The organism is Pirellulales bacterium (genome assembly GCA_033762255.1).
GTDB lineage: Bacteria > Planctomycetota > Planctomycetia > Pirellulales > JALHPA01 > JANRLT01.
On record JANRLT010000065.1, the window covers coordinates 79,459 to 98,325 of the forward strand.

General features: G+C 57.9%; 15 protein-coding genes and 1 tRNA gene. 8 read left to right on the plus strand and 8 right to left on the minus strand.

Features of this window, described 5'->3' with window-relative positions:
• Window positions 1-119: 119 nt before the first annotated feature.
• From SFX18_17740 to SFX18_17765, 6 genes are all read right to left on the minus strand, one after another.
• Entirely contained in the window at window positions 120-818 is a 699-nt protein-coding gene (locus tag SFX18_17740) for a methyltransferase domain-containing protein (protein ID MDX1964994.1), read from the minus strand.
• Window positions 819-839: 21 nt separating this feature from the next.
• Window positions 840-1,205 (minus strand): 50S ribosomal protein L19, encoded by a 366-nt coding sequence (gene rplS / locus SFX18_17745; protein MDX1964995.1) that lies wholly within the window; start codon window positions 1,203-1,205, stop codon window positions 840-842.
• Window positions 1,206-1,496: 291 nt separating this feature from the next.
• Window positions 1,497-2,357 (minus strand): tRNA (guanosine(37)-N1)-methyltransferase TrmD, encoded by an 861-nt coding sequence (gene trmD, locus SFX18_17750; GenBank protein ID MDX1964996.1) that lies wholly within the window; start codon window positions 2,355-2,357, stop codon window positions 1,497-1,499.
• A gap of 127 nt (window positions 2,358-2,484) precedes the next feature.
• Window positions 2,485-3,009, minus strand: a complete 525-nt coding sequence (gene rpsP / locus SFX18_17755) for a 30S ribosomal protein S16 (protein ID MDX1964997.1) — start codon at window positions 3,007-3,009, stop codon at window positions 2,485-2,487.
• A 70-nt stretch (window positions 3,010-3,079) separates the two neighbouring features.
• Entirely contained in the window at window positions 3,080-4,558 is a 1,479-nt protein-coding gene (ffh, locus tag SFX18_17760; protein ID MDX1964998.1) for a signal recognition particle protein, read from the minus strand.
• Between the two features lie 357 nt (window positions 4,559-4,915).
• Window positions 4,916-4,989, minus strand: a tRNA-Asp gene (locus SFX18_17765).
• A 413-nt stretch (window positions 4,990-5,402) separates the two neighbouring features.
• Between SFX18_17765 and SFX18_17770 the strand changes: the two genes are divergently transcribed.
• Window positions 5,403-5,561, plus strand: a complete 159-nt coding sequence (locus tag SFX18_17770) for a hypothetical protein (protein ID MDX1964999.1) — start codon at window positions 5,403-5,405, stop codon at window positions 5,559-5,561.
• 81 nt (window positions 5,562-5,642) lie between these two features.
• On the opposite strand, the gene SFX18_17775 is transcribed toward SFX18_17770, so the two are convergent.
• The gene (locus SFX18_17775; GenBank protein MDX1965000.1) at window positions 5,643-6,161 is read right to left on the minus strand and encodes a DUF3299 domain-containing protein; all 519 of its coding nucleotides are present in this window, start codon (window positions 6,159-6,161) and stop codon (window positions 5,643-5,645) included.
• A 418-nt stretch (window positions 6,162-6,579) separates the two neighbouring features.
• Here SFX18_17775 and rnr point away from each other — a divergent pair, with 418 nt between their 5' ends.
• From rnr to SFX18_17810, 7 genes are all read left to right on the plus strand, one after another.
• Entirely contained in the window at window positions 6,580-9,180 is a 2,601-nt protein-coding gene (rnr, locus tag SFX18_17780; GenBank protein ID MDX1965001.1) for a ribonuclease R, read from the plus strand.
• Window positions 9,181-9,400: 220 nt separating this feature from the next.
• Window positions 9,401-11,074: a hypothetical protein gene (locus SFX18_17785; GenBank protein ID MDX1965002.1), complete on the plus strand. Its 1,674-nt coding sequence runs from the start codon at window positions 9,401-9,403 to the stop codon at window positions 11,072-11,074.
• 52 nt (window positions 11,075-11,126) lie between these two features.
• Window positions 11,127-12,503, plus strand: a complete 1,377-nt coding sequence (locus SFX18_17790; GenBank protein MDX1965003.1) for a hypothetical protein — start codon at window positions 11,127-11,129, stop codon at window positions 12,501-12,503.
• 337 nt (window positions 12,504-12,840) lie between these two features.
• A complete protein-coding gene (locus tag SFX18_17795) occupies window positions 12,841-13,428 on the plus strand; it encodes a hypothetical protein (protein MDX1965004.1) in 588 nt (195 codons plus the stop codon).
• A gap of 231 nt (window positions 13,429-13,659) precedes the next feature.
• Window positions 13,660-14,643 carry a glycosyltransferase family 2 protein gene (locus SFX18_17800; protein ID MDX1965005.1) on the plus strand — a complete coding sequence of 328 codons (984 nt, stop codon included), beginning with the start codon at window positions 13,660-13,662 and terminating at the stop codon, window positions 14,641-14,643.
• A complete protein-coding gene (locus SFX18_17805; protein MDX1965006.1) occupies window positions 14,640-16,532 on the plus strand; it encodes a hypothetical protein in 1,893 nt (630 codons plus the stop codon). The genes SFX18_17800 and SFX18_17805 overlap by 4 nt, the downstream gene beginning before the upstream one ends.
• Window positions 16,533-16,566: 34 nt before the next feature.
• Window positions 16,567-17,313 (plus strand): SDR family oxidoreductase, encoded by a 747-nt coding sequence (locus SFX18_17810; GenBank protein ID MDX1965007.1) that lies wholly within the window; start codon window positions 16,567-16,569, stop codon window positions 17,311-17,313.
• Window positions 17,314-17,815: 502 nt separating this feature from the next.
• Here the strand turns inward: SFX18_17810 and SFX18_17815 are convergent.
• Window positions 17,816-18,604, minus strand: coding sequence for a lecithin retinol acyltransferase family protein (locus tag SFX18_17815; protein ID MDX1965008.1), 789 nt, complete (start codon window positions 18,602-18,604; stop codon window positions 17,816-17,818).
• Window positions 18,605-18,867: the final 263 nt, after the last annotated feature.

Consider the following 18,867-nt stretch of genomic DNA (forward strand, 5'->3'; position numbering starts at 1 on the left):
ACGGAACAATCCGGGATAGGCGGTGTTTGCAGATCCTATTCCGCCGATGACATCGGCGGCTTTATTAACGCTATTCCGCCGATAACATGCGTGGCTGGGGAGCGTGTGGCAAACGCCAGTTACACGTCCACCGCGCGCCGCAGTTCATATAGATCGATCACTTGCCGGCGGCCATCTTTTTCCACCGGTATTTCCCGGCGCGCCGTTACCACCAACCCCTGCCGACGCGCTGCGTCGGTAAACCCGGCGGCCAGGTGCCGCTGGGGGTCGGTAAGGAGGCCCAGGCCATCCCGTGCCAGCGACCGCGCAAAACAACTGGCCACCAAATCGCAATAAGGTTGCTCATAGAGCACATCCGAGGCGATGACCACGTCAAAGTCCGTCAGGTCGGCGGGGTAGTTCCGCCAGTCCACCATGCGCTGTCGTGGAATTGGCAAGCCATTGAGCGCGGCGTTTAGCTGGGTAAAGATTCCCGCGTCGGCATAGTAATCGGTCGCCGTGACCACAAATCCGCGCTGCGCGGCTAAACACGCCACATAACCCACCGCGCATCCCAGTTCCAGCAACGTCCGCCCGCAGCCTTGTTCTTCTAAGATGCGGGCCGCCAAACCTAAAGCGCTGGGCCAGACATCCGCCCAATAGGGGAGACGGCCATCCTGGTTGAACTCTGCCTCGCTGATCAGGGCATCCACGCTGCGGGGACGGAGAATCTCTAGCAAATGCCCCGGCAAACCGAGCGGGCCTTTGACAAGCTCGTACTTGGCGGCGAGGGCGTCCGCCACCCGCAAATAGGGATTGAGCAAATGGGGATCAAGCAAGGAAGAATCCACAGCGAGGGATTAAGCGCCCACTTCGGTGCGTTTTTCCCGCAGGCGGACAGCCTTACCGACGCGGTCACGCAGATAGTACAGTTTTGCCCGGCGGACCACGCCCGAGCGCTTGACCTCGACTTTGGCGATTTTGGGGCTATGGATGGGGAACTTGCGCTCGACCCCTTCCCCCTGCACGATCCGCCGCACGGTAAACATTTCTCGCGTGCCAGCGCCACTTTTGGCTATCACAACGCCATTGAAAATCTGAATCCGTTCTTTTTCCCCTTCCAGGATGCGGGTATGCACATCCACTGTATCGCCAATGTCAAATTGGGGAATTTCCGTTTTGAGGCTGGAATTTTCGACGAGGGATAAAATTTGGGCTTTGTTCATAAAAGTCCTCCCACAGCGAAGCAGCGGATTCCCTAATCGACAGCGGAAACCAAGCAAGCCGTGTAACTAAAGTTTGACAGAATCTACCTTTGCCATACTGATCAGGTGGGCAAACTTGTATTTTGCGCACAAAACGCCGTTCGTCAAGGAGGGAACACGTGAAGCAATTAAGAATTAAAAATTAAGAAATAAAGTGCAGTCATTCAGAACTCTGCATACATACTTCAGACTTTGCCCCACAGGATTCTCACTGAGGCTCGAACCCAGCCACTCTCCCGCTTCCCGCCCGTCTCACGCCCCACCCTGCATTTCCCCTCGACGTTCACTGGTGCGCAAACGGCTTTGTTCGCGCCGCCAGGCGGCAATTTCCGCGTGATTGCCCCGTAGCAGCACATCCGGCACGCTTAACCCGCGAAATTCGCGGGGACGGGTAAACTGGGGACCTTCCAGCCCGTCGATTTCGTCCGAAAATGAATCCTCGGCCGCGCTGCGCTCATCCCCTAGGACGCCAGGAATCAGCCGTATCACCGCATCGATGACGACCATCGCGGCGACTTCCCCCCCGCCCAGGATGTAATCGCCGATCGACAATTCGTCCGGCTGCAAAATTTGGCGAATCCGATCATCAAAGCCTTCGTAGCGGCCACACAGCAGCAATAAACGCGGTTTGGCGGCTAGCTCGGCCACCACTTGCTGCGTCAGACGCCTCCCTTGGGGGGTCAGCATGATCAGGTGACCGGGGGCAACGTGGAAATCAGCGTTGCTGGAGGAAGCTATCGGCGGGGCTGGGGGTTCTCCCTCCAAAATCGGCTCTGGTGGAGACTCGCGATTTGCGGGCGGTAGCGGCCACAGCGTTTCATTTGCCGGATGCCCGCAGATGCGCCAGTCCGCCGCAGGCTCTACGGCATAAGGGGCGGGGTGGCCGGATTGGACGGCGCAAACGGCGTCCACGACCGGCTCGGCCTTAAGGATCATGCCGGGGCCCCCCCCATACGGGCGGTCATCCACCACATGATGCCGTCCGGCGGCCCAATCACGAAGTTGATGCAGATGGACGGCAACCAGGCGGTTATGGATGGCCAGCTTGAGCAGACTTTGTCCCAGATAGTCCGGAAACATCTCGGGAAAAAGGGTCAAGACGTCAAATCGCATGGAGGACCAGCGGTAATATGCGGGGGGAATTATCGCGCTCGAACCAAATTCCCCCGCCAGTCGTCAACAACAGGGTCATATTGCCGCCAGTTACAAATTACCGCCAGCTCTTACAATTGCCTCTAAATTACTCTGCGGCGGCCGCGGCGGCGTCGGCGTTGGTATCCACCCCTTCGCTGGCGGCTTCAGGCGAGGTGGGCATTCCCTCGGCGGTGGCGGTCGCTTCCGGAGCGTTGGCCGCGGCCTCGGCGGCGGCTGCTTCGGCGGCTGCGGCCTCGGCGGCGGCTTGTTCCGCGGCGATTTCTTCCTTGGTCTTGCGTTTAAATTTGGCCTCGCCGGCGTCGGGAATAGCGCGGGGACCGTGCAGTTTTTCGAGGGCGGCCTTTTGGGCGTCCAGGTGCGTGCCATTCGGGCCGTATTTTTCGATAAAGATCGCCACATGCTCACTGGGCAACGCCCCCACGCCCAACCAATATTGCAGGCGTTCAAGATTGAACTTGACCCGGGCATCGGTGAGGGGGATATGCGGATCATAGGTCCCCAATTCCTCGATGACCTTGCCGTCGCGGGGATTTTTGGTGTCGGTCGCACAAATGCGATAAAAATGGCGGTGGGTACGCCCCATTTGCTTCATACGGATACGAACGGACATGCTGGCTCCTCTGTGGACAAAAAAATGTAAGTGACTTCGACTGCGTGGTTGAATGACCCGGCCCCAAAAGCTATTTGCGTTTTTCGCGATTTTTGCGGCGCAGCTCTTTTTCTCGTTGTTTTTGTAATTTTTTGCGTTCCTCGGCGGTCAGGCGTTTACCCGTGTCTCCCTTTGGCGCAGAGAACATCCCGCCGGGATTCATCATCCCTTGCCGCTGCAACTGTTGCAAGGCGGCCATGCGGTCGCCCCCCCCCATCCCCTTGCCGTTCATCATTTTCATCATGCCCGCCATACCGTCAAATTGCTTAATCAGCTCATTGACTTCGTGCGGTTCCGTCCCCGACCCCAAGGCGATCCGCCGCCGCCGCGACTGGTCGATTTGCTTGGGATTATCCCGTTCAAAGGGCGTCATGCTGTCGATCATGGCAAAGAACCGCTTCATGTCCTTTTCCAGATCCACCCCTTGCAGCATATCCTTTAAATGTCCCATGCCGGGGATCATGCCCAGGAGCTTGCTGAGCGACCCTAGCTTTCGCATTTGGTCGTACATTTTGCGAAAGTCGGTCAGCGTGTAGCGTCCGGCGGCCAGGCGCTCCTGCTGCAGCCGCATTTCTTCTTCGTCAAGTTTTTTGTGGGCAATTTCGACCAGGGACATCAGGTCCCCCTGGCCGAGGATGCGTCCCGCCATCCGTTCGGGATGAAATTCCTCGAGCGCGTCCAGATGCTCGCCGGTGCCGAGGAATTTTACGGGGACGCCGGTGACCGCCTTGACGGACAGAAGCGCCCCGCCGCGGGCGTCGCCGTCCAATTTGGTCATGATGACGCCGTCGAGTTCCAAGGCCTCGTTAAAAGCCTTGGCGCTGTTGACGGCGTCCTGGCCGGTCATGCCATCCACGACCAGATAGACCTGATCCGGTTCGACCCGCAGGTCGATCCGTTTAAGCTGGTCCATTAACTCGGCGTCGATATGCAACCGCCCCGCGGTGTCCAGGACCACCACATCGATCAATTCCGCGCGGGCTTTTTTTACCGCCGCTTGGCACACAGCCACGGGGTCGCTTTGACCGGACTCGCTATAGACGGGAATTAGAAGTTGCTGGCCCAAGACGTGCAATTGCTCGATCGCCGCGGGGCGTTGCAAGTCCGCCGCCACGAACAAGGGCTTTTTTCCTTGTTCCTTCAGCATTTTGCCCAGCTTACCCACGGTCGTGGTTTTGCCGGACCCCTGCAGCCCGCACATCATGATGACGGTGGTGGTGGGGCGTAAATGCAGCGAGTGATCCACAGGCCCCATGAGGTCGATCAGCTTATCATGGACCAGTCCGATGAGTTGGGTAGTGGGATCGAGCGATTTGAGAACCCGCTCGCCCAGGGCATCCGCCGAGACATCGCTGATAAAGCGTTGCACGACGGGGTAGCTGACGTCAGCCTCGAGCAGGGCTTCCTGGACCAGTTTTAGCCCGTCGCGCATATTCGCCTCGGACAGTTTGGCCTTGCCGCGGATGGCGCGGAGGGCTTCTGACAGGCGATCTTGGAGGGCTTGGAACATAATATACGGCGAACGGTGATAAATGAAAAATTTTTAGTATGCTGGGTAATAATCTGGACCGGCTTGTAATCTGGTAAGGTCTTTGAACGAGGAGCTAATAGCCTAGCCTAATAGGAAAAGCCAAAAATCAACCACACATTTAAGAAAAACGCGTGGTTTGAAAGCCTAAAATAGTGCCGTTAGCCCAATAATTTTGGGAATCTAAGAGAATACCAAATTCAGGCCACCATTTGCAATTGGGCGGTAGAATTCCTTTAATCGCGTTCGGCTCAAGAGAGACTTGGCATAGATTTTATCCTGCCGGGAAGTACAGGAGATTGATACAAGTCATTCGCAGTTATAAATTTATATCCAAAACGAGGGTGACGGGACTTGAACCCGCGGCCTCCAACGTGACAGGCTGGCGCTCTAACCAACTGAGCTACACCCCCAAATCTCTGACAATTGACGATACCACCAATTCCCGTGAACTGGTTGCCGCACAATTTGTCTTATTATACGTAACAAAGACTGCCCCGCAAGTCATCGGGTTCACCGAACTGTACCCGAAAAAACGACATCTTACCGGTTGTATGGGAATGATTTTGCCAAAAGACCGGTTTTTTTGGGGCAAAGCCTTACCTTGGTGGAGTAAACGTTGTTTTAAGTGTCTCTTTCCTGATGATTCGCGGATCGGTTTGAATGAATTGCGCGGAATATACCGTGGCACCCCCCCTGTTGAGGGACTCGCTGGGACCTGCCACCCGCCCCTGATCGTTAGCCGCGTTCCTGGTCGCTAAAAGTAAACTAAACTTGCATAAGCGCACGCCAGTTTATTCTTTGCCGCCAGCCGAGGTTTTTAAAAATGTGGGCCACTTGGACGGATTACACACATGACCGCTACCGCGACTTGTGGATTTGGATCAATAGCCTCAATCGGCAGGAATGGCTGATGATGGGTATTGCCACGCTGGTGCTGGGGGCGATCATGCTGCGGGGATTTGGATCGCGCAAGAATTACTAATCGCTGTTTTTAAAGCGGCGGAGTTCCTCCGGGGATCTCCTTTTTAATCGCAAAAGTCGCCAAACGCGAAAGACGCCAAAGTTAACGCACTTTTTCGGCGGTCAAATGGTAGATGGCCAGGATGGTCCCATCCGGCTGCTTAAATTCTTCCACTTGAAATTCCCCTTCGACAGTCACCGGGCGGGTGGTGTAATTGGTTTTTTGCCCCGGTATCATATCCACGATCATGCAGTCATACAGCGCCGCGCCGGGACCAAAGCAACATTCCATGTTATCGCGGACCAAAATAAAGTTTTCCAAATCAGTGCTTTCAAAGCCGGGCAATATAAATCCGCGGATGCGGATCTTTGAGCCCGCCAATTTTTCAATATCCTTCGTCAACATTTTGCGGTCAAATAATTGATCCTTACTCATCTCAAACTTGAGCGTGTCAAAGGTGATATTGCGAGTTTCGGACCGGGCCGCCGGGGCTTTCTCTTCGGCGGGGGGAGACGCTGGCGTCGCCTGGGCCGTGGACTCCGCGCCGGATAATGACCGTATCGCGACGCACGGGATCAAGAGGGCCAGCAACAAACAGATTTGCGCAGTCGCTCCGGCCATACCTGTCTGACAGGCTTTTTTTGTCACGTTATGCAAATTGAACATCGATAGCGAACAGTCATAGGGCAGGAGATTGTTCTGTGTCGGATCGCCAGTAAACGCAGGTGATCATCCCGATCAATTCGTCCAATTATAGGGTAGCGGAGACGCGGAGGGTATTGAAAAACAGGAAATGGGCGAATACCCCGGATTTTCCCCCCGAGTGGCACCAAAATTGCCTATAATGCCAGCTAATATCCTAAACATCCTTGGTTGTTTCATCCTGCTATCGTTTTTATCTACTCCTTTCCCTAATTAATGCAAATTTTCATTTTTTCCTAGGGTTCGAATGTCAGATTTTTCTGAAAAAAATTCACAAAACAGGATGGATCATTCCTCCGGGCAGCCACCGGCCGCCACCAACCCCCTCCACCGTTCCATGTCTTCTCCAATGCCAGACGCGGATTTTTCCGACCTGCCCGATCCCGCTTCCCCTGCGGACTCCCCCCTCGACCCGGACAATATCGCTACCCAACGCGATCTAACCCGGCATCCGTTGGCCCAGACCATACTCGCCCATGTGGGGCGGCCGGAATATCGCCCGGTCAAGCCCAAGGTGATCGTCAAGCAACTCGATTTGTCAGTGGACGATGGCGTGCTGCTCAAGCGGATCATCAAGCGCCTGGTAAAGCAAGGCAAACTGGCCTGGGGCAATAAGCATCATGTCGTTCCCCTGGCCACGGGCATCGCCGCGCAACCAGTTAATAATCATTTGCCGACCACTGGCTCATCGGCCAAACTTCCGCGCAACGATTTTGCGCCCTTGGCGGATGATTCCACTCCGGCGGAAAATTCGTCATCGGGCACGCCAAAAAAAACCGTCCTGGGGGGAAATAAAATCAGCGGCACATTCCGCCGCACGCAGGCGGGGCATGGGTTTGTCCGTCCGGATGGCCTCCCCCCTGGATCGGACCGCTCGCTGGACATTTTTATCCCTTCGGACGCCGCTGGCGACGCCGCGTCAGGGGATAAAGTCATTGTCAAAGTCAGCAAACGCCCCCGTCCCGGCCGCGATAACCAAGCCGGCGAAATTTTGGAAATTATCGAACGCGAAACCCACCGCTTTGTCGGGACCTATTTTGTCGCGGGAGAAGAAGCCTTTGTCAGGATCGATGGCACGCTTTTTCCACATCCCATTTTAGTGGGAGATCCCGGGGCCAAAAACGCCCAGGAAAACGACAAGGTCGTCATCGAAATGGTCCGCTTTCCCGGACCCTACCACGATGGCGAAGGGGTGATTGTCCAAGTGCTGGGCCAGCGCGGAGATGTGGGAATCGAGACCTTGTCGATCATCCACGAGTACGATTTACCCCAGGAATTTCCCGAAGACACCCTGGAAGCCGCGCGCACGGTCGCCGAATCCTTTGACGAGTCGATCACCGGTATCCGCCGCGACTTGACTGGTGAAACCGTCATTACCATCGACCCGGTCGATGCCCGCGATTTTGACGACGCCATTAGCCTAGCGCGCGACGAGCGCGGACACTGGCGCTTGGGCGTGCATATCGCCGATGTATCGCACTTTGTGCCCGTAAAAACAGCCCTGGACCGCGAAGCCTACGAGCGGGCGACCAGTTGTTATTTGCCCGACCGCGTCATTCCCATGCTGCCCGAGGTGATCTCGAACAATCTGGCTAGCCTGCAACCGCACAAGGTGCGCTACACCCAGACGGTGTATATCGACTTTAGCCCCGAAGGAGTGGTAACGCATGTCGAGCCATGCCTGGGCGCGATTAAAAGTTCGCGACGATTTACCTATGAGGAAGTGGACGAGTATCTGGCCGACCGCGACGATTGGCAAGGAAAGCTAACCCCCCAGGTGCATAAACTCCTGGGTCAGATGCACGAACTGGCGATGATGCTGCGGAGGCGGCGGTTCAAGCGCGGCGCGCTCGAACTGAGCATGAGCGAGGTCAAGGTCGATCTGGACCGCGAGGGGCGCGTGTCAGGAGCGCATGTGGTGCAAAACACCGAAAGCCACCAGATCATCGAGGAATTCATGCTGGCCGCCAATGAGGCGATCGCGCAATTCCTGTTTGAACGGGAGATCCCGTTTCTTCGCCGCGTGCATGGCACTCCCGATCCCCGCAAACTCAAATTACTGACCGAGTTTGTCAACGAATTGGGAATCGAGGCGCAGTCGTTGGAAAGCCGGTTTGAACTGCAGCGGGTGCTGGCCGCCGTGGCGGACAAGCCCGAACGCTATGCGGTCAATTACGCCGTGCTGCGCAGTTTGCAGCGGGCCGTGTATAGCCCCATTGAGGAAGGGCATTATGCCCTGGCCAGCGATTGCTATTGCCACTTTACCTCGCCGATTCGCCGTTATCCCGACCTAACCGTGCATCGGCTGATCCGCACGATTCTTGAAGGGGGAAAACCGGTCAAGGATGTCGCCGCGCTGGCCCTAGTGGGAGAGCATTGCTCTGAACGCGAACGCCGTGCCGAAGCGGCCGAGCGCGAATTGACCAAGGTCAAGCTCCTGATGTTCATGGAAAGCCGCGTCGGCACCGAGTTGGACGCCATCATCACCGGCGTGGAGGAATTTGGCATTTTTGCCCAGGGAATCGACATTCCCGCCGAGGGGATGATTCACATTAGCGCGCTGGCGGATGATTATTACACGTTTGACCGGGCTTCACATACGCTAGCTGGCCGCCGCGCGGGAAATATCTTTCGCCTGGGGGATAAAATTCGCGTGACGGTCGCGCGGGCGGATTTAGAGCGACGCGAGCTCGATTTTCGCATTACCAGCAAATTGGCCAGCGGCGGCCTGGATGTCACCATCGCACCCGACCGGCGCAGCAGACGGGCGGGTGATGCCCGCGGCGGTGGCCGCAGCGGGGGAAATTCGCGCTCCGCCGAACGGGGGCGCAGCACGGGCCAAACAAAAAGCAAACGTCCCATCCGGGAAGAAGGGGGACGAAAGTCCGCCAAGGGCAAATCCTCCCCCAAACCGACTAAAAAACGCCGAAAAAAATAGTCGCAACCCGCTCAAAGCGAGTTCACGCCGCAGCGGCTAGCCATTTGGCTAGCATGCTCTCTGCCTGAGGCGGCGTCCGGCAAACGGCATGATATAATAGACCACGGGTAGCGGGCCGAACAATTCTTTACACGGGATGGGCCAGGGCGTGGCGAACTGCGGGAAAATTTACCCAACGGGGCTTTGTCGTACTCCTGTTGCGAAAGACACGCTCCAGCGAATGTTGGCAGTGGGGTGTGTCAGTCTGCTGTATTTGCTGCTTGGCTGCGCCAGTGCATTTGCTCAAGATCCGCCGGTCGATGAGCTACCAAAGAAAATTTCCGTTGCGGCCCTGCGTTACCAGCAAGATATCCAAAAACTGCTGACCCAAAGCCAATCAGCCCCTTCCCCGGTAACAGAGGCCCAACAACCAGAACTGGCGGCGCTGCGGCGGCAATGGGAAACCTGGTTGCCAGGGTCCGATCCCGATCGTTTGCATATTTCGATCATCCCTACGCTGGACATGCGGGAGTCTGGCGCAGACATCCCCCACCAAACCAGCCCGGCGCATGACCGGCCACAAACGGCCGACATTGAACAATGGCGCGCCGCCTGGCGGCGTTTACGCAGCGAGCGCGCGCGGGAATTGGTGGCGTTGGCACGGGAGGCCGCCACCCAAGAACGCGTCACGCTGGCATGGGAACTCTTGCGGCAGGCTTTACGCGAAGACCCCGCCGAACCGCTGGCCAGATTGATCCTGGGGTATGAGCGGATCAGTTCTCCCGCCGGTGTTGGCTGGGCCAGGCCGGCCGTGGCCGCCAAGCTGCGCGCGGGGCTGGTCTGGCGGCCGGAATATGGCTGGCTCTCCGCGGCGGACCATGACCGTTATAACGCGGGAGAACGCCGACACCGGGGCCAATGGATCAGCGCGCAGCGCGACGCCCAACTGCATGCGACCATTCAGACCGGCTGGAAATGCGAGCACGCCCATTTTATCGTCACAACCAATCACAGTCTGGCGGAGGGGGCGCGATTATCACAAAAGCTAGAGGAGTTGTGGGAGGTCTGGCAGCATGTGTGGGTGGCGTATTATTTAACCCCGCGGGAACTGCGGCAGCGGTTCACCCTGGCCGACACCTTGTTAAAAACTTGGGAAAAATCCCCCCCCGGTGCACAAAACGCCCAGGTTGAAGGGGCATTGCGTCCGTTACCCTGCGAAAGCAAACGGTTTGCCGTGGCGCTCTTTGCCGCCCGGGACGAATACAATGCGACACTCCGCACGGCCCAGCCACAAATAGAGCAGACCCTGGGGATTTATTTTGCATCGACGAAAGTGGCATATTTTTTCGCGGGGGCGGATCAAGACCCCGGCACCATCTGGCACGAGGCGACACATCAGCTCTTTCAGGAAACCCGCGCGACTTCCAAGGAGGCGGGAGCGCTCGCGAATTTTTGGCTCATCGAAGGCGTCGCCTGTTATATGGAAACCCTGGCGCATACCGGGGAGCACTGGTCCGTGGGAGGAGGCGATGCCCCGCGCGTCTTGGCGGCCAGGTATCGCACGTTGCGCGGGGATGGCTATGTTCCGCTGGCGGAACTCAGCGGCATGGGCATGCGGGAGTTGCAGCGCGATCCGCGGCTTGCTCAAATTTACAGCCAAACCGCGGGGTTGACGCAATTTTTTATTCATGGCGCGGAGGGTCGTTATCGAGAGGGCTTGATCCGCCTGGTGGAAGACGTTTATAGCAACCGCGCGGCGGTTACCGCGCGTAAATCATCCCCGGCGGGCAGCGCGGAGAATCCAGGCGCCGCGGCATTATCGCAGGCATTGCAAAGCCCGTTAGACATAGTTGACAGTCAATATCGCGCCTACTTGCAGAGCCTGGGGCCGATCCCCAACCTGACAAATGAATAAGCCGTGGCCCATTCACAGCCGGGTCAAGCCGACTCCGGGGGACTTTTTTTTCATGCCCTTACACGCTGTCCCAACTCGATACCGGGTGCGCATGATCGTGGCGTTATGCCGTGCTTTGCTGTGCGCCCCGCTGTTGACCCTGGCGTTGACCGCCAGTCCCGCCGCCGAGCTGCGCCCGCTGGACCTTAGCCAGGCGCGGGCGCATGGCATTCGCGAACTTCGCGGCCAGCATATCGTGCTCTTGACGGATGTTCCCTCGCTCCCCGTGGTGGATGAGCTTCCAGCGGTGTTTGACGCGTTTGTGCCGCAGTTGTGCGAATATTTTGCCGTGCCGGCGGAACGCGTGCGCAACTGGCAAATTCGCGTCTTTCTGATGGAAAATCGCCAACTGTTTGCTGACTGCGGTCTGTTACCCGATAATCTGCCGCAGTTCGAAAACGGCTACGCCATCAATGGCGAAGCGTACTTTGTGCAACAAACCAGCGATTACTATCGGCGGCATTTATTACTGCACGAAGGAACGCATCTCTTTCAGTTTGATATCGCGCGGATCAACAGTCCCCCCTGGTATACCGAAGGTGTCGCCGAATTATTGGCCACCCATCTGTGGGAAGATGATCAACTGCGGGGAAAATACTTTCCCCGGGACGCCCGGGAACTTTCTAAATGGGGCCGCATCGAAATGGTCCAAGAAGAATTGGCCCGCGACCGCGGCCTTTCCTGGGCGGAGCTGCAAAACTTTCAGTCCCGTGATTTTGGACGAAATTCCTCTTACGGTTGGGCGTGGCATGTGGCCGCCGTTTTGGACAATCACCCGCGCTATCAGCGGCTATTTCGCAAATTTCACACCGCCGCGCAAAACCGCGATTTTGCCGCGACCTGGAAATCGGCTTTTGAGAAGTGGGAACCGCAGTTGGCGGCGGATATGCAAATTTTTACCCGTGACGCCGTCTACCAATACGACTGGCAACGGACGGCCGTCGAATTCAAACCCGGACGCTCCTTTCCCGCGGGCAAGCGCCGCGCGACAGTCACCGTGCGGGCGGATGCGGGTTGGCAAAACTCCGGCGTGATATTGGAGCAAGGCCAAAGTTATCAGATTAACGCCGAAGGAGAATTCATCCTCCGGACCGTCGAGCCAAAATGGACCGCGCGGGCTAACGGGATCACCATTCAGTATCATCATGGGCGTCCCCTGGGGGAACTGCAGGGGGCGATATGGAATGATTCGGCACGGCAGCCAGCATCGGAAGCCGTCGGGGCTCACCCCCTGACGTTTTTGACCCCCATGTCGATAGGCGAACGGGCCACATTGATCGCGCCGCGGGGGGGGACGCTGTTTTTTAAGCTTAACGATTCGGCGGCGGAACTGGCGGACAATAGCGGCGGGGTGCAGGTGGAAATTCGCCGCGAAACACCGGCTCCGTAGCGGTGGTGGAGACGCCCCGCGCCGGACAGCGGAGCAACAGCCGCCAAAAACTTGATTAGTATTGCCAAAAATCACGCTAGCGGCCCTGGAAATCGCGGCAAAACCGGGCCTTTATAACGATTATACCGGGACAATTGCCCCCTTTTTTGCGTTTCTGGACGGGAACAGCGACCCAACTCTTGCAGCCACCGCCCGGCCAGTTAGATTCAAGGTTATGCCCCCGTGGGCCGTCAAGGAGCAATGACTGATTTCGCCGTTGGACGCGGTGAAATAACCCCGGAAATGATGTTCCGACACGCCCGCGGATACCAGAGCGCTTTTTGCCTTTTGTAAAGTTATGGCCGACACCCACGATCAGCACGCCCGCGAGTCTGTTTCCCAGGAAATTGATCATTTGCTGCGCAACGCCGAACTGCGCAACCAATTGGAACCGTATTTGGATGATTCCATCTCGTGGATCAACCGCGAGCAGGTTCCCACTCCCTTGGAAAATGAATTTTTAGAATCGATGTTGGCCTGGGAGCGCGCGCCGATTGTTCCCATTGCGCAGTGGTACTCTCCGCCGTTGGAATTGCCCCCTCCGGAGGCGCTGGATGACGCCACCTTGCACGAGCGGCTGTGGCAGACGATCCATCAGTTGTTTAGCAAGCGGATCGTTTTGGATTTTACCGATCACTTATCCGACCGCGAATTGTACTGCGTGATCTACCGAGATATATTGCCATCCGAAGAAAAAAAGCTAGACGGACATGGCTCTTATTTGCATTGGGATTGTTCCGACATGGGGGACTCCGCCGAGACATGGCTGACCTACTATGCTAGCGAAGAGGACCGCCGCCGTTGGGCCGAGGAATTTGGCGATGAGTTGCCTCCCGTCGCGATTCCCCCCCACCCCCGCGATTTACCTCATGAACCGTATGCGTAGCCTGGGAAGGTTGGCGGCTTTTTTTACCGCCAGCCGCCGCTGCTATCGGCAAAACACAATAGTGGCCGCCGGGATGGGTGGCGGAGCACGGTTTTTCATCAAGTTGACTCCGCGGCAGGCACGTCTAGAATGCTAACTATCCGCTAGTCGCTGGCGGATGTGTCCAACCGTCACTCGGCCGCTTTACGCTAAATTCTTGTAATTATTGCTGTTCCCCAGCGCGCTAAAAATATGCTACCCGTCCCCCAGGATTCCGCGATCTTGCCCGAAATGCAGCGCACCTTGATTTTAGAGCGCGCCTTGGTCGCCCTCCCCGTGTATAACGAAGTCGCGCATGTGACCGGTGTGTTGGACGAAGTCCGCCGCTTTGCCCCCCAAGTGCTCGTGGTAAATGACGGTTCGGTCGATGGGACGGCGGAATTGCTGGCTAACAGACGGGATGTGGCGGTGGTGACCCATCCCCGTAATCTGGGTTATGGGGCCGCGTTGCGGTCGGCGTTTGACTATGCCCGGCAACATGAATTTGAATTTTTGGTGACGGTCGATTGCGACGGCCAGCATCAGCCACGGCTCATTCCCGAATTTGTGCGCGTGCTGGCGGGCTTGCCCACGGTCGAACTTCCCTTTACGCCCGCGCGGTCCCCGGACCCCAGGCCTATTGATCTGGTATCCGGCAGCCGCTATCTCAAGATTTTTGACGGTGATAGCCATCCCCCCGTCGAACGCCGCCGCATCAATGTGCAAATCACCGCCGAGCTAAATGACCGCCTGGGATTGCGATTGACCGACGCGTTTTGCGGTTTTAAGGGATATCGCGTGGCGGCGCTGGCCCAGGTGCCGGTAACCGAACCGGGCTACGCGATGCCGCTGGAATTTTGGGTGCGGGCCGCGGCCGCCGGCCTGCGGATTGAGGAACTTCCCGTGCCGCTGATTTACCTGGAAGAAGCCCGTTCCTTTGGGGGCGCGCTGGATGATTCGCTCAAGCGTCTAGCGTATTACCAGGATGTGATCGAGCGGGCCTTTGCCGCGACGCGCCTCTCCCGCGCGAGGGAAACTAGCGTCGCGGCCAATGCTGGCGCGGGCGTCCCTTTCCCACCTGCCCACGGGGCATCCCGGACCGCCCCCGCCGTCGAAATGACTCATCAACCGCACTCCCTGATTCCTTCCGCGGTCATGCCAGCTCCCCGCCAGGCCTGCGGAGATGCCGCCGAATGATGCAGCTTTCTTCCACGTTGCCCACCCCCCTGGATCAGCAAGTTCCCGTGAGTCAAACCAACTGGACAACCCCCCGCGCGGATGGAGCCCAGTTGGTGGATCCGGAGATCGCGGCGTGGCTGCATCTGGCCGCGGCCAATCGGGCGGAATTTGACTATTTGGATTACGATGCGCAGGGGCGCAGCCTCAGGGAACTATCCGCGCAGGCCCGCTATGAGGTGCTTCAGGCGGCGCTGGCCGCCACGCGGCAGTATCGTGATTATTCCTCGCCGCTAGCGGCTTTCCCGTCGGACCGGATGGCCGAGATCACAACCTATGTCGCGGGGCATCAGCCAGAGCTGTTTCATCCCGGCGTCTGGCTCAAAAATGGCTGCTTGTCCCGCGCGGCGCAGATTGAAACCGCACGGCACTCCCGCGCCACCCTGCAACGATTGCACCTCAAAGCCCGGTTGGCGGACATGGCGGAGCAAGCTCCTTTCCCGCAAACGGAACGCCACGGGGAACAGGCCATCACGGCCAGCCTTCCGCCGCATCTGTTGCCGCTCATCGATGCCCAGCAAGCGGATCCGCCCGCCGCGCCGTGCGCCGTGGCGTTAAACATGGTCGTGGACACCGACTTGCTCAAATCCGCGGCGATTCGCGTCCCCGCAGCCAGCGGTTGGCCCCACTCCAGCACCGCCAATGGCCAACAGTCCGCACGCGATCAAATCAATTCCTCTGTGCAAATTCCCCATTCGCTCCCCGTGACCTTGGACGGCGGTCCCGCCCAAGTCCCCTGGGAATTGCGACTGGTAGCGGATCATGAACTACTGGCCAGTTGGCCGCAACGGATGTTGACGGTGGCCTGGCCCGGAGCGAGCGCGGGCTGTTGGCGGGAATATTGGCCCTTGGTGGTGGAACGAGCGCGGGCGACCGGCAATCTGGGCCTGGCATTGTCGCAGGCGCGGCATCAATACGAGGCGAACTTTGGCTGGCAAACACTAGAGCTGCCCCTCAGCCAGATGCAACAGCTCCCGGCGGTGCGCTGGCTGTTGTTGCATTTGTTGGCCAATTTGCCCCGACTCAGCGAAGTGTATAACGCCGCGATCACGGAATACCGCCAGCGACATGGCTTGCGCAGCACGGCGCATCCAGCGCCGCTGCTGGAGAATCAGGGAGAATGGCTCGAAGCACCCTTCTGGGTCTGGAGCGCGGCGGCTCCCCGTCGGCGGCGGGTCTTTGCCCGCTGGAAAAACGACCAGTTGCAATTGACCGACCAGGGGGACTTTTTTGCCAGTTTGCCTTGCACGCCCGGACTCCCCCTGGACGAGGCCATCGCCGCTTGGAACGCGCTCGAGGAGCGCGGCTATTGCCTGCGGACCAAGGCCCTGCTGACCACGCTACTTTCCCGGACGTTGTTGGCGGATTTGTTTGTGCATGGAATCGGCGGCGCAAAGTACGACCAGGTCACCGACCGTATCATTAGCGAATTTTTTGGCTGGCCCGCGCCGCGGTTCGCGGTGGTTACCGGGACCTTGCGTTGGCCGCAAACGGATTTGCACTATCAACGCGGGGAAGAATTGCGGCTGCGGGCGGGGCTACGCGCGTTGACGTATCAACCCGAGCGATTTTTATGCGAGGCCAGCGAACCCGCCGTGCTGTCAACGATTCAGGCAAAGGCCGCGGCCGTCGCCCTGCCAAAAATTCCCCGCCAGGGCAAACCCCGCCAGCAGGCCATCGCGCGGGCCAATGCCGCCCTGCAGCCGGCGGTGGAGCCTTTACGCGCGCAATGGCAAGCACAACTGGTTCAACTGGAACAACAAAAGCGCATGGATCAAATTTTCGCTAGTCGTGAGTTAGCCTTTCCCCTGCATCCCAGCGAACGGCTGCGCGGGTTTTGGACCGGCTAGTTTGGCGACAATTTTTTCCCAGGATGATCCAACCATGTCCCCGCAAAAAGTCGCCCTCATCACCGGCGCTGGTAAGGAACGCGTGGGCTGGCATGTCGCCGCCGCCCTGGGGGAGCGGGGCTATCGCCTGGCGATTCATTACAATTCCTCGGCGGCGGAAGCGGAGCAAACCGTGGCGGACTTTACCGCGCGGGGCTGGACGGCGCGGGCGTTTGCCGCGGATTTGACCCAAGAGGACGCCACGCGACAAATGACAGCCGACGTCCTGGCGCACTATGGCCGAATAGACGCCCTGGTCACCTGCGCCGCTATTTGGCAACGGAAACGGTTGGAGGATGTCACGGCCAACGACGTGCTAACCCACTTTAAGGTTAACACCTTGGGGACCTTTTTGTGCGCTCAGCACGTCGGCTTGGCCATGGTCGGCCAGGAATCAGGGGGAGCGATTGTCACCATTGGCGATTGGGCGGAGGTCCGCCCGTATCTGGATTACGCGGCGTACTTTCCCTCCAAAGGCGGAGTCACCGCGTTGACCCGCGCACTGGCGGTTGAACTGGCCGCGCGCAATCCCCGCGTGCGGGTCAATGGCATCTTGCCGGGACCGGTGATGTTGCCCCCGGACTTGCCCCCCGAGGAGCGAGAAGAGGCGATCGCGGGCACGCTGGTCCGGAGCGAAGGCAATCCCCGGCATATCGCCCTGGCGGTGTTGCACTTTTTAGAAAATGACTTTATCACCGGTGTCTGCCTGCCGGTCGATGGGGGGCGGACAATAGCCGGGTAAATCCGAAGTTGACTTATCTAGCACTGCGCGGCACCAAGCTATCCAAGGGGGATCTACCTGGCTAACGCGGGGCATAGCAGCCTGTTGAAAAGTATTTGCTGGCACAATTTGTCGAGTTTTAGCGAACCAAAAACAACCGTGGCTGCGCCTGTATTTTGAAATTCAATAGGCGTCAAAGTAAACTTCGTGCGGTAAGAAATTACTAGCTAATCTGGGTTTTAAAGAAAAGCAAATGTACCACTAATCCGCACTGATCTTCGCTAATCCAGACAGTACTTCCGAACTAAGCGGAACGTTTAGATCGATTGCGGTGGCAAAACTGTATTCTGGATTAGTGTCGATTAGCGAGGATTAGTGTTCTTAAAGTTCTTCTTTAAAAACTACTTTTCACCTATAACTAGCAGACTGTCGAGATCATTTGTTAACCCCATAGTCGCGCTTTTGACGAACCAAAAGCAACACGATTCGTGCATGCGGTTTGAATTTCAACAGGCCGCTAGCGTTATTCTGGAAGAAGTTCCACTGTTCCCTTTTCTAGTGCGCTGGCGGCCTGCTTTTCGCGATATGCGCGGAGACAGTCGCGCGTGGCGGTTAACCACCGCTGGGCGGCAGGGGCCGCGACGGCGGCAAATTCACCCGCGGCCCATAATAAAGCGGCCGCTCCGGCGCCTATGGGTCCGGCGGCAACCGCCCCCGCGGCCAGACTAGATGTCAAACCCACCCCCTGCCCCAGTTGCCGGGCGGGGGCGTCCCGCCAGCCGCATTGTTGTGCCGTCACAGTGGTGGCCAATTGAGCCGCGTCCGCCGCCACAAATAGCGGCCCAACCCCGCGTGATACCGTGCGAAACAGTCCCGTGGTTCCTTGGCCGCCAACGGCCCGCAGCACTTGCCAGGCCATGGCTCCACGCACCGCGCCCGTGCTTAGCGAACGCCGCCAGGCGTCAACCTGCAGGCTGATCGCCCGCCCCGTTTTGCACCAATTGGCAAAATGTTCGCAGTTGTTGGTCGCGACATGATAGTTTGCCTCTCCCAGGCGGCTCTCGGCGCGACGGCAGACAATCTCGGCCTCAAATGATTCATGCTGCGCGGCGTACCAGAAATCCCGCCCGCACACAAATTCGTCAAAGGTGGAACGAATGATCCGCGCGTCCCCTTTTTGGCGAATGGCATCCGCCAAGGAGTCGGTCCTGCCCGCGCCCCCATTAAAGTGGATGACCGTGCCATCCCCCATGTCGATGCCATGATGGGTAAAAAAACGTGCCCGCACAATGATGTGGTCGCCAGCGGCCATAGATGCTAACTTTCCCCAAAATAACTTTCCCACCGAACCAAGCAAAATAACGTGCCGAATCCCCCTGGCGAGCTGGCAACTAAAACTTCTGGAAACTCCATCAGACGGTGGCTTTTCCGGGGTAAATGTCCGCGGGGGTTGAGCCGCGCCGCAGGCCAGGGGTATCATCGTCATTTTACGCTTACTCCGCAAATTTGTGCGGAGATTTTTGTAAAATCACCTAGCGGCGTCTGGAATTTATCATATAACTTTTTTTCTTTTTA